11 protein-coding genes are annotated in these 16,475 nt (G+C 37.2%); 6 read left to right on the top strand and 5 right to left on the bottom strand.

Annotation, left to right across the window (positions count from 1 at the left end; translation table 11 throughout):
- The first annotated feature begins 52 nt into the window (after nt 1-52).
- The 6 genes from HR060_RS15630 to HR060_RS15655 all read left to right on the top strand — a co-directional run bounded on the left by HR060_RS15630 (nt 53) and on the right by HR060_RS15655 (nt 7,409).
- On the top strand, nt 53-1,243 hold the full coding sequence (locus HR060_RS15630; protein WP_246283193.1) for a glycosyltransferase: 1,191 nt from the start codon (nt 53-55) through the stop codon (nt 1,241-1,243).
- Nucleotides 1,240-2,250: an acyltransferase family protein gene (locus HR060_RS15635; RefSeq protein WP_174201230.1), complete on the top strand. Its 1,011-nt coding sequence runs from the start codon at nt 1,240-1,242 to the stop codon at nt 2,248-2,250. Before HR060_RS15630 ends, HR060_RS15635 begins: the two co-directional genes overlap by 4 nt.
- Before the next feature lie 4 nt (nt 2,251-2,254).
- Nucleotides 2,255-3,574: a glycosyltransferase gene (locus HR060_RS15640; protein ID WP_246283194.1), complete on the top strand. Its 1,320-nt coding sequence runs from the start codon at nt 2,255-2,257 to the stop codon at nt 3,572-3,574.
- A gap of 6 nt (nt 3,575-3,580) precedes the next feature.
- Nucleotides 3,581-4,507, top strand: a complete 927-nt coding sequence (locus tag HR060_RS15645) for a polysaccharide pyruvyl transferase family protein (RefSeq protein WP_174201232.1) — start codon at nt 3,581-3,583, stop codon at nt 4,505-4,507.
- A 251-nt stretch (nt 4,508-4,758) separates the two neighbouring features.
- On the top strand, nt 4,759-5,862 hold the full coding sequence (locus tag HR060_RS15650) for a polysaccharide pyruvyl transferase family protein (protein ID WP_174201233.1): 1,104 nt from the start codon (nt 4,759-4,761) through the stop codon (nt 5,860-5,862).
- Between the two features lie 68 nt (nt 5,863-5,930).
- A complete protein-coding gene (locus tag HR060_RS15655; RefSeq protein ID WP_174201234.1) occupies nt 5,931-7,409 on the top strand; it encodes an oligosaccharide flippase family protein in 1,479 nt (492 codons plus the stop codon).
- Nucleotides 7,410-7,465: 56 nt separating this feature from the next.
- Here the strand turns inward: HR060_RS15655 and HR060_RS15660 are convergent, their stop codons facing one another.
- The 5 genes from HR060_RS15660 to HR060_RS19795 form a co-directional block, all read right to left on the bottom strand.
- The gene (locus HR060_RS15660) at nt 7,466-8,509 is read right to left on the bottom strand and encodes a polysaccharide pyruvyl transferase family protein (RefSeq protein WP_174201235.1); all 1,044 of its coding nucleotides are present in this window, start codon (nt 8,507-8,509) and stop codon (nt 7,466-7,468) included.
- A gap of 2 nt (nt 8,510-8,511) precedes the next feature.
- A complete protein-coding gene (locus tag HR060_RS15665) occupies nt 8,512-9,690 on the bottom strand; it encodes a glycosyltransferase family 4 protein (protein WP_174201236.1) in 1,179 nt (392 codons plus the stop codon).
- Nucleotides 9,687-10,769 carry an acyltransferase family protein gene (locus HR060_RS15670; protein WP_174201237.1) on the bottom strand — a complete coding sequence of 361 codons (1,083 nt, stop codon included), beginning with the start codon at nt 10,767-10,769 and terminating at the stop codon, nt 9,687-9,689. Before HR060_RS15670 ends, HR060_RS15665 begins: the two co-directional genes overlap by 4 nt.
- On the bottom strand, nt 10,770-12,056 hold the full coding sequence (locus HR060_RS15675; RefSeq protein WP_174201238.1) for a putative O-glycosylation ligase, exosortase A system-associated: 1,287 nt from the start codon (nt 12,054-12,056) through the stop codon (nt 10,770-10,772). It abuts the gene before it with no gap.
- Nucleotides 12,057-12,554: 498 nt separating this feature from the next.
- Nucleotides 12,555-16,475 (bottom strand): outer membrane protein assembly factor BamB family protein (locus HR060_RS19795; RefSeq protein ID WP_484502639.1); only part of this gene is annotated, 3,921 nt, incomplete at its 5' end.

Raw genomic sequence — 16,475 nt, forward strand, 5'->3', positions numbered from 1 at the left:
TTTATATAATTTTAAAGTCTTGTACTTTTTGTTGACTAAACAAGAGCATAAAATGCTTGATTGTGCTGCTGGTTTGTACAGAACGGGTTGGCTTGGTAGCAAGCATTTCATTATTTTATTAATGAAACGTTTATTCAAAAAACAACACAATAATGCTTTTGCGAATCAATTTTTAGCCTCACTCATTGACTCAACTGTTCCTTTGGATAATACAAAAAAATTCTTTGATGATCCTGCTGCGTTATTCCCTGGTGTATTTATTGTTTTGCGCCAAGCAAGTGATAGCAGTAAAGGGGTTTTATTAATCAAATATAGCTATTACTTCCCTTTATTTTTTAAGCTGTTTGATGTAGTGGCAATTGCCAAGCGTTATCACATCGTTTTAGAGCCAAGTTGGGCGGGGACATGTGAAGCAGGTATCATGGCTTTCGCTACTTTAGAGGAACCTGTTTTTGTCATGGCTTACGAAAATCGTGATTATGATTATTTAGCAGGTATAGAGACAAATTTAGTACCAGTGAGATTAAGTTCGAACTGGTGGGTTGATCATCGTAATTTTTCAAATGATCAGCAGCTGGATAAAGAGATTGATATTGCCGTTGTTTCGAGTTGGGCTAATTTCAAGAGACACTATTTTATCTTTAAAGCCTTAAGCAAAATTAAGCAACAAAGACCCTTGAAAGTGTCTTTGGTGGGTTATCCTGCCGATATGACAATGGCTGATATCCAAGATATGGTTGATGCATTTGGCTTAACCGATAACGTGCAAATACAAGAATGGTTGCCGCCAGAAGAGGTCAGTAACATTCTTCAACGCAGTAAAATTCATTTGCTTTGGTCACGATTTGAAGGTTTAAACCGTTCTATTATTGAAGGCATGTTCTGTGGTACGCCTTGTATTCTAAGAGAAGGTTTTAACTATGGTCAAAAGTATCCTTACATTAACGAACAAACAGGTATCTTCTCATCCGAAGGGCAGCTAGCAGCTAACATTACTCATATGTTAGATAACTATACAGAGTATAGTCCGCGTGAATATGTGATGGCCAACCATACGCCAGAAATTGCTACTCAAATACTCCATCAAAAAATAAAACAATTTGAAGTGCCACAATCGGCTTCTGCTGAGCTTGCTTTTAAAGTGAATGCTTTGCATGGTATGGCTTATATGGATAAGGAGTTACAAACTCATTTTGATGGTGATTACCAATTTATCTTATCAAAGCTGAAGGTCGCATCTTGAGAGATATAAAAATTGATGCGTTAAGGTTTATTGGCTTAGCCATGATCATCTTAGCGCATATTTCACCTCCATATTGGCTATTCCAGTTAAGGAATTTTGATGTTCCTTTAATGTTGATTGTATCCGGTCTTGCGTTTGCTTTAACTTATAAACCAGCTGAAAGCATCATCACTTATTGGAAAAAAAGGTTAACTAGATTGGTTTTACCGGTTTGGTTCTTCTTACTTGGCTACTTTGTGGTTAACTATTTTGTATCCGAAAAAGACTATTCACTTCGGGTTATTGCTTCATCTTTCTTGTTAATTCAAGGTATTGGCCATGTTTGGGTGATCCGAGTTTTTATTTTAGTGGCTTTAATTGCACCTTGGATTTTTAAATTTAATCAAAGATGCAGTGATAATAAGAAATACCTATTGGCTGTGACGAGTATTTTTGCCATTTTTGAATGTATCCGTTGGTTTACTATTGATTATATTGACTCAGGCCCACTTTATTTTATCTCTTTGATAACCCATTATATGGTGCCCTATGGCCTAATGTTTTCTATTGGTTTGGCATTATCGCAATTTTCTCGAGAATTATTAGTTAAGCTAGCGACTATGTCTATCGCCGCTTTTATATGCATGGTTGCGGGCTTATACCTTTGGCATGGGCAATTCATTCCGACACAAATGTTCCAATACCCGCCTTCCATTTATTATCTACTGTATTCGATCATTATCAGTCTAGTGCTTTGGCTAAATATAGAAAAAGTGACCGCTACAATTCTTTGTAAGCCGCTTAAACCAATCGTGTTATTTATATCGGCCAATTCAATTTGGGTATACCTATGGCATATCCCTTTATTAAATGCATTTGAATTTAATTTCTTCTTCAATTACCTAGCTGTGCTTGTATGCGCAACGGTATTAACGTATATCCAGGTGGCTTTAGTGACTAAACTCTCAGAGTTATCATTTGTTAATCATGGTTGTAAACGTTATATGAGAATCTCTCTAACGGGATAACTTGATGTCGCTGAAATTAAACTTAATCAAGCAAAGACTAATTGAAATCGTAAAATTTGATTTTAATTACTTAAAATTACCCCTGGTAATATTAGCAAGTTTCGTTTTTTTAGGTTTGTTGTTAGCCAATAAAAAATTAAAAGCTTATAACTTAATTTCAGCAATTTATCGCACTGGTTGGAAAGGTAGTTTCACCTTAGGCGTATTAGTTAGTCGATACTTTTTTACTTCGTCTTTACGAAGAAGTGATCTTGTTGCTCAAGCAAAGCACAGTATTCCCATTTTAGATAACACCCGCCAATTTGTTGAAGACCCTGCCTATATGCTTGATGGTGTCGTTACGGTTTTAAAGTCAGCAACTGAAACCGAAAAAGGGGTGATTATTATTAATTACAGTTATTACTTTCTTTTGTTCCATAAATGTTTTGATATTCAAGAAGTTGCTGACAAATACATCGTTATTTTAGAGCCGAGCTGGGCTGGATTTTGTGAACTTAATATTCTCGCTTATACCGATATCCAAGATCCTGTCTATATCATGTGCTATGAGGAAAGAGACCTAGATTTTATCAATAAGATGAAATCTAATCTAATCCCGCTTAATGTTGGACCGAGTTGGTTTGTTAATTATCAAAACTTCAAACCTAAAGAAGTAAACCGTGATATCGATATCATTATGGTTGCTGCTTGGGCTGGATTTAAAAGACATGCGGCCTTTTTTAAAGCCATATCTCGCTTGAAGCAATTGGGGTTCACTCCAAATATTGCTTTAGTTGGTTATCCAGTGGATATGACAAAAGATGAAGTACTCGCTTTTGCTGAACATTATGGGGTTGCTGATTGGCTCATTGTATATGAGTCTGTCACTCATCCTCAGGTTTGTGATTTATTGAATCGCAGTAAGGTTCATGTTCTTTGGTCAAAATTTGAAGGTAATAACCGAGCTATTATTGAAGCCATGTTTTGTAATACCACAGTGATTATGAGAAAAGGCCATAATTATGGTGAGCATTATGACTTTATTAACGAGCAAACAGGTTGCTTTGCAGATGAGAGCGATTTAGCCGAACACGTTTTGACTATTGTTAGAGACTATGAAAGCTATCAACCTAGACAATATGTGATGAATAATCGAAGCTGCGTATTAGCGACCAAAATTATGAATGAATTTATTGCTGAAAATGAAGTTAAGCAAGGCCGCACTTGGACTCAAGATATGACCGTCAAGGTTAATGAGTTAGAACAGATGGACTATTTGGATTTAAGTGTTCGAGAGCAGTTTAAGCGCGATTACGAATCATTATTAAGCAGTTTAAAATCTTAGGGATAAATGATGGAATTAAATTTAGACTCACTAGAGCAGTTATTAAAGTCTTTTGATGAGCGCGTATATTTTTATCCAAACCCTGGTAATGCAGGTGACTCACTTATTGCATGCGCCACTTTTCAATTTTTCGACAAAATTGGTTTGAATTACGAGCTAGTTAAGGATGCATCTTTTGATGCCACTGGTAAAACTGTCATGTATGGCGGTGGTGGTAATTTTGGCGGTGAAGAAAGTCGCGCCAGTCAATTTGTCAAAAAATATAAAGATACAGCGAAAAACCTAGTATTTTTACCTCATACCATTTTTGGCGCAGAGCAATTATTGGCCTCTTTAAAGTCAAATGCCCATATTATTTGCCGTGAAAGAGTGTCTTACGACCATGTTAATAAGACAAGTCCTAACGCACATGTCTATCTTCACGATGATATTGTTTTTCAATCTGATCACAGCAAATTCATAGCCCAAGAGCCAAAAGTAAATTTTTTACCATATCTACTTAAAGAGTTTACGACACGTTTATTAGGCCAATCTGATTATGACTTTGGTCTGAGTCTGAAAGGTTATTTAAGCTACAAAGCATTTTTAAAGACGATACCTGAAAGAAGAAAGAAAAATGACAAGGTACTCAAGGCATTTCGCGTCGATGTTGAGAGAACATCGGATGTTGTCCCTGAGGGTAATGTTGATTTATCGGCTGTGCTTGAATTGAGCTCGTGTCAAAAAGATTTAGCTGCTTTATCTTGTTATCACTTTTTAAACGAAATTAACGCCTATGACGAAGTTCATACTAATCGCTTACACATTGCTATTGGGGCTACTTGTTTAGGCAAAAAAGTAAAGCTATATGCCAATAATTACTTTAAAATACGCGCCATTTATGAATATTCAATTCTAGGGAAATTCGATAATGTCGAATGGTGTACAGAGTAGAATACTCTGTACACCCAGTATTAACAAATATATAGGCTTAGTTACATTAAACGGAAAAATCTCGGGATGAGAAAAAGCGTTTACTTTAAACATCTTTCATCAAAACAAGGGTTTACATCAAGTAAATTATAGTGATAGATGACAGTAAACAGCTGTAATTAAGTCTTATAAATGGATGTGTGAACGCAAAGCATCATTTGAGTGTGTTAATACTGATTAACTGACACTTAGCAAAAGGAAATAGGAAAGGTATGAAGGTTACGTTTAGTGGTTTCTACGGTATGAGTAATACTGGAGATGATTGTTTCTGTAAAATCGCCGAGTGGGGTGCAAAGCATTACTGGAACGCCGATGCTAGTTACTTTTTTTCTAAAAAAATCCCACAATTATCACCGAGTAGTAAGTCTATTTTAAAGCAACTACCTCATCACCGACTGAGTTTTATCAATAAGTTTCTGGCCGATAATCATTTTAAAAAGAACAACCACCTAGTATTTGCCGGTGGCTCTATTTTCCATGGTAAAGAATGGTGGGAAATGGATTATGCCAAGCAAAATTTAGATAGATTTAAACTCAGAGTTGGCGCTATAGGGGTGTCTGTTGGTCCCTTTGATTCGGTCAATCATGAAAAGAAAGTGATCGAATTTATGAAAAATATGTCATTTATTAGTGTTCGCGATCAAAAGTCATATGACATCGTCAATAGCTACAACCTCGATTTACCGTGCATTAATAGTTTTGATTTAGCCGCTTTATTACCTCGGGTTGAATCTTGCACGACTTCTGATGGTAACTCTTCTGAGGCGACTATCGGTTTGGCACTTTGTTCTTTTAATGCCAAGTCTGCCCAAGCTCATCATGATAATCAAAGTCGTCTTAAATTACTCGCGTCAGCCATTAATCGCTTAAATATTCTTAGGAATAATCAATTAAAACTTAAATTGTTTGTATTTCACGGGCACGAGACGCAAGGGGATTTAGCGACAAATAAGGTGTTCGCGAATTTATTAGACCCATCTGTTAAGTATGAAATCTGTCAATACAACAGAGATCCTATGGATATGTGGCACCAAATTGGTGCCTGTGATGCGGTACTGAGTTTTAGATTACACGGTGCTATTTATTCATTTATGGCACAAGTGCCTTTTTTATTGGCTGAAGTCCATGAAAAGGCGACTAACTTTCTTGATGATATAAATTGGTCGGATCAACTCCGAGTTGGTGATTTTGAAGTATCTACTGATGAGTTAGTTGATCGAATTGAATTGATGCTACAACCTCATGATTTTAGTCAGGATGTAGAAAGGTGTATGTTAAAAGCCGAAAAGAATTTTACTGAAGCTGTTTTTGAGTAAGCGTAACTCATCACAATTTACTCAGTCATAATTATAAAATTAGCCATACTTAAAAGGGGATTATTCAGTTGAGCTTAGCCAAAAGAGTGGCCAGTAGTACCACATTGATTCTGATTGTTCGTTTATTTCAACGTGGTATTGGTATTATCAGTCTGCTTATTTTAGCGCGCTTACTGACACCACAAGACTTTGGTGTTGTGGCAATAGCAACTATGCTGGTATTCCTGTTTGATACTCTGTCTGAAGGGGGAACACAGCAGTATATCATTCAAAAAAAATCGTTAGATGAGTTAGATGTGATCACGGCTTGGACAATATCAATCTTATCTAAACTCGTTTTATTTGTAGCTTTACTCTTTGCTGCCCCTTCGCTAGCTGGTTTTTTAAATGCACCTGAAGCTGAAGCTGCTATTAGAGTGATGGCTTTGGTGCTACCTATATCCGCTTTTGCAAGCCCTAAATTATTCTTGCATCGACGGGATCTGGAATATGGCATTATTTCTAAAATTTTATTGATTGAGCGAATTGTCAGTTTTACTGTAACCATTGCCTTAGCATTCTATTTGCAGACTTATTGGGCGATGATTTATGGTGTTCTAGCAGCGTATACCTGTAAGACTTTACTGTCGCATTATTACGCGCCTTATCCAATAAAGTTTTCATTAAGCCGAATAAAAGATCAAATGAGCTTTTCGTTATGGATGTTGCTCCGTTCTATCTTGGGTTATATCCGCGCCGAATTCGATATTATTTTTGTCAGTAAACTATATGGTGCAGACCAACTTGGTGGTTTTAGTTTAATGAGAAATTTATCTTACTTACCGAGTCGAGAAATTATCTCGCCTGTCTCCAATGTATTTTTAGCGAGTTTTTCTGAAATTAAACGACGAGGTGATCAAATTGGCGATCACATTGTAATGGTGTTAACCATCTTATTATTCGCTATTACACCTGTAATTGGTTATTTGCATGTGTTTAATCAGGACTTAGTCTCGATATTTTTAGGCGAGCAATGGTTACCCTTCTCGCATCTATTACCTTTGTTATCAGTATTTACCATTACGTTTGCCATTTCTACTTTTGTCCAGCAAGGACTGATTGCCAATGGTGATGTTAAGTTATTATCTATCTATGAAATGGTCACGCTCAGTGCTTTACTGAGTTTATTCGCTTTCTTTTTCACAGGTAGTATCGAAGAGTTTGTCGCTTATAGGATTGCCTTTGCATTTCTGACACTTGGTATTTTAATCATCTTTTGTTTTATCCGATTTAACTTGCCAATTTTTAGTTTGCTATTTATCTGTAGCCAGTTAGCGTTAGCCTGTTTAATCGCGGTTTATTTATCTGAATTAAAACAAGGTGAAGGTATTAGCCATTTAATTATCGGCAGTATTATTTACTTTGCTAGTTATCTAGCTATATCTTTAGCTTTACTCTTTATCTTCCAAAAGCATAGGATCTTAAAAGAAGTGATTGCCTTAGCTGGCCGAGTGATAAGAGCTAAATTTAAAAAGCCAGTAGAGCAAAACCAAACCTCCTCTAGCTAGAAACATAAAAAAACGCTAAATTAAATTTAGCGTTTTTTTGTAGGCCACTCGCAATATTAATTTTTGATTAGATTATTTATTTGATCGGCAAATGATTGGTTGTATGCCACTTGTTGTTCAATCTTTGTTTGTTGATCAATGTGATTTGAAATGGCTTTGTCAGTAACAGAAACCGCGAACTCGATATCATTCATCTGTTGTGGCTCAACACCGGATACCTGAGTATGCGTTTGGACAAACGACTTGATCTTTTCATCGCAATAAAGAGGCACAAAAGGCACACCTGTCGAATAAGACATGATACATCCATGTAAACGAGAACTTACCACAACCTTAGCTTTAGATAACTTCAATAGCATACCCTGATGGTCGGAAGTCATGTTGGAGTGTTCTTGATATTCCAGTCCCATTCTATCGGCTAGTTGTTTCATCGATACCCTTAAATCGTCAAGCTCAACACCTTTGAGGCGTAGGTCCGATGGGTGATACATATGGAGTAGGGTGTTGGTTTGGCCACAATTGCCTTTGTAAAGCCCATTTACATAGCCAACTGAAGGGCAGATACCCATATGTATATCTCTGGGAGCAATCTTCTGAATCTGTTGTTCTGTATAGGTATCTCTAACACCAATTAACTGGGCTTGATCGATTATTTTAGCAAGGTAATCATCTTCAAACTCGGGACGACCAGCCATTTTATTGATACCTATACCGAACATGACGTATCTTAAACCCGAAGCTAAAACTGTATCCCAGAAAGGTTTAAATACGGGTTGCAATAGACCGCCACCGCCTATGACAAGTAAACAATCAGGGTTGTTTTGTTTGATCTCGGCAATACTTTTATCAAACTGCTTTTTCCAAACGGGTGAACAAAATAATTCAGCTCCCGGTTGTTTAACTAAACTTTTAATCCCTAAAAATGAAATATAATCACCGACATTACGCTTATTTGCATAGATGTAAGCAACCTTGGCGTTATTAATGTGCTTGGCATTATTGATCTTTTGTTTGATGTAAAATGGCAAAGAGCCATATAAATCAACATGCTCAGATAGGTATAAGTCATATCGCCATTGGAGAAAAGAAGGTAACTTCATGTTTATGCGTTTTCCATTAATAACTTGTTATAAACCTTGGCTATTTTATCGCCGGTAATTTGCCAACTAAAATCTTTGGCGCGTTTAACGGCGTTATCCTGCAAATTTTGCCATGTTGTTGGATCAGTTAGGGCGAGTTCGATATTTTTACTCAGCGCTTTGTAGTCCTCTGCATCAGCTGATAACACACCATCTTGTCCTATCTCTTTTAAAACATCTGCGTTTGAGCAGATAACAGGCGTGCCTAAACTCATCGCTTGTAGGAGCGGGAAGCCAAAACCTTCTTCACGTGATGCAAACAATAACAAGGTACTGTTTGCAAAAAAATCAATTAATTGCTCATGAGTCACCCAGCCGTGAATATTGACTTCGTCTTTGACACCACAATCAATTAAGGTTTTCATGAGAATCGAATCATCACCACCGGTAAATCCAGATATTGTCAGCGGGTATTGTTGCCGTAACAGCGTGGGTAACATTGCCCAGGCCTTGATCATATTCTCTGGATTTTTCTGATAGCTATCGCCACCTAGCATTAAAATGCCTTTTCGTTTATCACGGGTAGTAACGGCTTGTTCATTATTTTCAAAGCCTTCGGGGATACCGTGGTGGACAAAGTCAATTTTATCTTTCAGATGGCTAAAGCATTGTGTTAAGGAATCGGCCGCGTATTGTGAAATGGTCAGTATGCGATCTGCTTTTTTAGAACCTTTGGCATAAATAGCATGCTTGTATAATTTCATTCTGATACTGTAAATGGCATCTCTAAGCCCTTTTTTAAATATAGCTGGTGAAAACATATCTAAACCAGTCCACTCCATCGCATCGTGGAATGTCACTAACTGCTTAACATCAGTTTTTAAACAAACGCGATTACCAGGCATATGTATTAAATCAATGGCATGTTGAGTTAATAAACTTGGCAATATTTTTTGTTCCCAACTTATTTCGTCTTCAGCGTCAGCATTTATCAAAGTAACATTGTCTGACTGGCATATCTCATCAAGTCTGAGCTGATAGTTTTGTGGGCTATCATTGTGTTCAAAGCCCTTATTTATCAGAATAAAAAACTGATGCTCAGATAAAATTTTCGGCAACAACTTACAAAGCATAAAGGTGTAAAGAGGCATACCTCTTTGTTTGCGTAAGACAAACCTTGCATCGATAGCTATGCGTTTCATTGACTTATATCTCCGGTTCTTCCATGAGTGTTTTTTAATGCATGTTTATTAATGAGTTTACGCATCGGTACTTCTACTTTGTGGTAGGTGAAAATAGACATTAAAAAAGTGAATGTAATATACAAAATTATGTCGATAGGACTTGCGGTCTTTGCATCGTCCAAAAACAGCATGATGTAAATAATTAAGATAAACGCATGATTTAAATACATTGAATAGGATATTTCTCCCAGATAAACCAACGACTTATGTTCTAAGAATTTATGAAGTTTACTCTTAAAGTTAAGTAAACTGAAAAACATAATTGAGAAGCAGATTGGGATATAAAAATGATTAGCTTCGATATAAATTAATAATAAGGCCAAAATAAGTGAAGTGAGTGTAAATAACCATTTAGCTAAACTTTGGTCTAATTTGGGCTGGTTTTTATAAATATTATAAAGACAAATGCCACAAGAGAACTCAAGTAAACATCTAAATAATGCGAGGGTGCCAATATTATCACCTAATGAACGAGCCCCGGTTATTTCGTATAAAAAAGCGATGACTGCAAATAAAACTAACAGTAAGTAATACTGGTTGTTTTTGACTTTACTGATATAAAAGGCGAGCACAGGAAAACAAAGATAAGCAAAAAACTCGCTGCTGATTGTCCATGAAGAGATATTCCAAGTATTCCAAAAATCAGTACCCAAAAGCCAAGCATCTAATAACAGCAATTTTATGATGAAATTTTCAATACTATAGATACTGTTAATGGGTTTGCCGGTGACAAAAAACGCTAAAGGAACTAAACAGAAACACAACATGACAAAGGCATGAAGAGGGAAGATACGTGCAAATCGTTTAATTAAAAATGGCGTGAGGTCTGATTTGCTGATCCGGTCTGAGAATAACTTTTGATAGTTATAAGCAATAATAAAACCACTTAAAATAAAAAAGAAATCGACCGCAAGGTAGCCTTTATTATAGAGCCAACTTACTTGGTCACTGAATTCATATTGATTGAGATAAAATTTAATGTGATAAAGCACGACTAAAAATGCTGCTATGCCACGAATTGAAGTCAAATATAACATTTACTCGTCCTCAATATGCTTCATGGCCACACTCAAGGCGTGCAAGTAATACATCCATGGATAAAAGGCGACACCTATGAACATGCCCCCAGCACAGTAGATGATAAGAGATTGACTTATGTTCCTAGAGAAGGGAATAGCCCATTCAGAATTTTTTGTTTTGTTTTTCTTGTGATAATTGATAGTTGAGCGGTTAGCCAGCAGTGATTGAAATATAATACACATAAATATTGCCAGGCCGACATAACCTGTTTCACCCAGTACTTCGATATAAATGTTATGGAACGCTTTAGCACCTTTTTGTCTTATCTCTATTTCTTCACCTTGTTGATAAAGGTGAAGAATACCGGCATTAGCATTATATGAGAAAAAGCCACCGCCTAAAAACGGTTTATCAGCAACATAGTCAAAAGTCCAGCGCCATACAACTATTCGCCCTAGAGCTGATTTTTCCGTGGTTGCACCTTCATCAATGGTGTTCATTCTATTTAACCAGTCATCTGTGACAAATGGTTTAATAAGTAAAGGCACAATTAAAATAATGAGTAAGGTTTTAAATTTTTGTTTAGATTGCACTAGAAGTAATATGACATAAACCCCTAACGCGACAAGACCAGTACGGGCTTGAGTCCCAATTAATACCATCAAGCAACAGAAAATATAGAAATACAAAACATATTTAAATCGAGGTCGCTCTTTTATCAATGTACTGTATTTGAGCATAAAATGGATAAGAGGAAGTACACAGATGGCAAGTGTTGCAAGGGTACTACCTTCGCCATACATGAAGCCACCAAGTCCGATTAGGGAGACACCATAGCCACCACCACCCATGGCTGATTTGACACCCGCCATAGTAATAAATAAGCCAAATGAAATAATTAAAACACTGATAAACAATTCTAAATGTTGGCGAGTACTGACAACAAAGGGAATAAAGAAAGTAAACAGCAGTGTTTTAATAACGACATCATATTTTAACCAGGCGACAACTTGGTATTCGGCGTGGACAGTCGCAAGTGTTATCCAAAACATAAAGAATAAAATCAAAAATATATAATTTTTACTCTTTGGTATTTTGACTTTTTTTAGATTTAAAAATAAAACGGTGAAGAAGAAAAGCGTAAAAATAAGAGAGAGGGGCTTACCTGCTAAAAACGAAAACGACGTTGTTTGAGGTTTGAGTGTATCAACCCAGATAACCGCAGACAGCGCGACATGTGGTCGGGTCCAACCATAAAAAAAGAAGATACACATTATTGAAGCGAGAAAGAGATCGGTAATCATTTATTTTTTCTCGTTCAAATAAAAAAACAATACAAAAAACATTACGCCAACATGTATCAGAGTTGACATAGAATCGACACCAATATCCATCTATTACCTCAAAACCTATGTTTTCACTGAACTATTTTGGTTATTTTCTGAAGAAAATACCGTCAATGATTGGCAATCAAATACTCATATTTAATCTCATTTGCCAAAAATGAAGTCTTTTAGACTGTTAATTACACAAAAATGGACAAAAAATTAAATTAGAAGGAGGGAGGTATCTAAGACATTTTTGATTTAAAGATCATTGAATCAAAATTACCTTATATATCGCTGCTTATTTATAAAGCATTAATTCCCTGTCATAAAATGAATTAACCTAAGGTTTTACTTATCATTTTGTCCAGATCCATCTAAAGCCTGTATTCTATTCACCTTAAAGAATCTTTTCAAATTGTTTCTAAATATAAAGGCTAGCCAGATGTGACTGACTAGCCTTATTTGGAGATGCTTCTATAGCGAAGGTAGGTCGTAAGCAACAACCTCTTTAAATGTAGTGGTTACGCCTGTTTCAGGATCAATCTGGGTGTTTACTTTATTGGTTAAAATCACTAAGTGTTTGTGGTTATTGATACTTAAATAACCATATTTATCGATACTCCAAACGAGTTCTTTTTTGAAGATATCGACAGCAAAAGTTTTTGTTCCTGCTGAGAAGAACACCAGATTAGCACTGGCAACCATATTCAGTGATTTTTTGCTGACATCGGTTAGATAAGGCAAGGTCACAGACCACACCTTTTTACCGGTATTAGTGTTAATCGCAACAAATTTACCGTTCTTGTCATCGCCAATTAATGTGAACAACAAATCTTGGCTAATAACAGGCTGGCGAGCTATATCACTCTGTTCTAGCAACCAAACTTTTTCACCTGTCTTTTTGTTATGCTTGGCGATAAAAGCATTTGAAGTGACGTATAAATCATCTTGCTGAATGATAGGTTGATAAGTGTGATCACCAGATTGTAATTGATAATCCAGTTTGCGATTTAGGGTTTGAGTACCTGTCGCAATCTCATAAGACTGCAATGATAAACTTAATTTATCTTTACTCATTAACTGCAATACCTGACCTTCGCTGATTGCACCTTGCAATAATGGTGAAGAATCATTGGCTATCCAATTAAGTGCACCCATGTTGTCAATTGCTTTTAAAGGGGTCGTTGAGCCAGATACCATAATGTTATTACCTTCAACTAACGGTAAATTCCAAGATTGCTCTGGGTTTTCTGATGTCATGACGATCAAGTCGTTGATATTACCTGTTCGCATATTCCTTGTCGTTAAATGCAATTCGAACATACTTGAAGAAAAGTCGTAATATTGAACTTGTGTTAGTAACTGATTATTGAAAACTACAGGTTGGAAAGTTTGCCCAAAGAGTTTCAAATCGGTTTGTTGCCATGTTATGTCACCATTACTGATATCCATTGCTAAATGGATATTGTCATATTCCCTTGTCGCAGAGACAAAAATCTTATCGTCAATCAAGCTTGCCTGATTGAAAGACATAACACTGTTTATCGTTTTGGACCACTTAAACGCGATATTGTCACTATCAATTGAAAGGGGGACATAGCCGTTATGTTCATTTGAGCCTTGGCTTTGAGCCCAGTCTGGAAGCAAAATTTGAGTATCGAATGATCGCGGGTCCAATGATAAGAAGTATTCGGCTAAATTTGAATAACCATCCTCATCAGAATCGATAAATGCGTCATTAGGGTTTTGGCTGTCTAGATTGTAAGCCAACTCCCACTCATCAGGTAGAAGATCGGCATCAAAATCTAAATAATACAGCTCTTGGTAATTTGCATATGTGCCGTTTGTGAACTCTTCAATATTGGTTATACCATCACCATCTAAATCAGCGTTCGCATCATTTTGGTTGATGTTTAAGCCGTGTAGGTATTCATATTCATCTGGTATGCCATCATTATCAGAATCATCCCTAGTTGGATCTGAGTTTAAAATACTTGATTCAGTGAAGTCATCTATGCCATCTAAATCAGTATCAAATCTCAACGCTGAACTGGAATGTTCCGTTTCTTGCAGATCGGTTAGGTTATCGCCATCGGTATCGGCTAAATTCGGGTTAGTACCAGCAAGGTATTCATCAATTGCAGTTAGCCCGTCTTCATCACTATCGCTATTTGCTGTTTCAATATTAAATTTATTTTCCCACCAATCCGGCAAGCCATTGTTATCAAAATCGCTATTGCCTGCATTGAAAGCACTGAGTTTGTTGCCATGGCTAACAAATAAGATATTTTCATTACTAAGTGCGACCGCACTTATATTGTCTAAGCCTGTTTTTGACCAATAGATTTGACGGCTATTTAGGTTCAGTGCCGACAAGCTTGATTTTGTAGTCAGAATAGCCGAGTTTAACGTCAGTATTATTTCACCGTTGAGTAATTCGTTACTATCTGGAGTCCATTGCCAAAGTGTTCGACCATCGCTGACAGAAATTGCGTTTAAGCTACTATTTGATAATTCTCCATTATCATCATAGTCAAATGAGACTACATAAAGGATATCTTTGTTGATTGAAGCTTGAGCGTAGTAACCAAATTTTTCCCAGTTCATTTCTAGGTTTGTTTTGTTATAACTGACCAGCTTGTTATCAGCAGATACGAAAATGCTATTCTCTTGAACAACTGGGCTTCCGTAAAGATTACTAATTGCAATTTCAGATTGCTTTTGAAGTTGCCCTTCTTTAGTTAATTTTGATAAGTAACTATCCGAATTATCATTAGTGAAGGTATAGATGTCTCCAGCTTCTATTGCTGAACTGATATTGTCTATTCTAGTAGCCGTTTTAGTCCACTGTGGTGTGCCCAATAAGTTGAAACTGTGTAAACCATTATCTGTATTTGCAAGTATTTGACCGCTAGCAATGGTTAGACCATTTGCTGAGGCGCGACTTTCAGACAATGATTGGTTGATTTTTTCAGCGCCATTGCTGGAGTTTAAACTGATAAGTTTAGATTCATGATCTTGCGCAGAAGTAGTGAGGTATATATCGGCACCAAATAAACTCGGTGATGAGGGTACGGAAGTGTCTTTGAAGCTTGTTTGCCAAATTTCTTCACCATTTACACCATTATACGATGATAACCCTGCACCTTCATTTTTAACGCCTGAAAGATAAACTTTGCCTGCTGAAATGACGATACCTGACACATAGTGATAGGGCAGATCTGTTTGCCATAATTGTTGGAAACCATTGGCATAAAGTACTGATGATATAAACCCGTTATTTTGGGCATTGCCTTGATACATATGCCAAGTGTTAGACAGATCTAAGCCGTTTACATCTGGGTTGTTTGGCTCCGGATCTGTATTATCTCCTACACCATCATTATCACTGTCTTTTGTTTCGGATGGATCATTAGGAAAAGCATCCGCATTATCGCCTACGCCATCGCCATCAGTATCTTTGGTTTCGGTTTTATCTTCTGGGAAATCGTCTTTATTATCACCGATTCCATCACCATCTGTATCCGTGGTCTCGGTTCTATCGTTGGGAAAAGCATCTGCGTTATCACCGACGCCATCGCCATCGGTATCTTTGGTTTCGGTTTTATCTTCTGGGAATGCATCGGCGTTATCGCCTACGCCATCGCCATCAGTATCTTTGGTTTCGGTTTTATCTTCTGGGAAGGCATCAGCGTTATCGCCGACGCCATCGCCATCGGTATCTTTAGTTTCGGTTTTATCTTCTGGGAATTCATCGGCTTTATCGCCGACGCCATCGCCATCGGTATCTTTGGTTTCGGTTTTATCTTCTGGGAATGCATCGGCGTTATCACCGACGCCATCGCCATCAGTATCTTGGGTTTCGGTTTTATCTTCTGGGAAAGCATCAGCGTTATCACCGACGCCATCGCCATCAGTATCTTTGGTTTCGGTTTTATCTTCTGGGAAAGCATCAGCGTTATCACCGACGCCATCGCCATCAGTATCTTTGGTTTCGGTTCTATCCCTTGGGAAAGCATCGGCGTTATCACCTACGCCATCGCCATCAGTATCTTTAGTTTCAGTCGGATCGCTTGGAAAAGCATCTTCAGAATCGACTACACCATCGCCATCTGTGTCTGAGTCAGTTTCTGTTTCAGTTGTTACATCAGTTTGAGTCTCAGTTTGGCTAGTCGTTTCAGTACTCGTTGCTGTATCAGTTGTTGAATCAGTTTCAGTACTTGTTGCTGTATTAGTTGGAGTTGAAGTTGTTGTATCAGTTTCAGTGGCTGTTTCAGTTTGAGTGTCTGTTTGTCCTTGAGTCACTGTTTCAGTTAAGGTCTCAGTCTCAGTCTCAGTCTCAGTCTCAGTCTCAGTCTCAGTCTCAGTCTCAGTCTCAGTCTCAGTCTCAGTCTC

The organism is Marinifaba aquimaris (assembly GCF_013328345.1).
Lineage (GTDB): Bacteria > Pseudomonadota > Gammaproteobacteria > Enterobacterales > Alteromonadaceae > Marinifaba > Marinifaba aquimaris.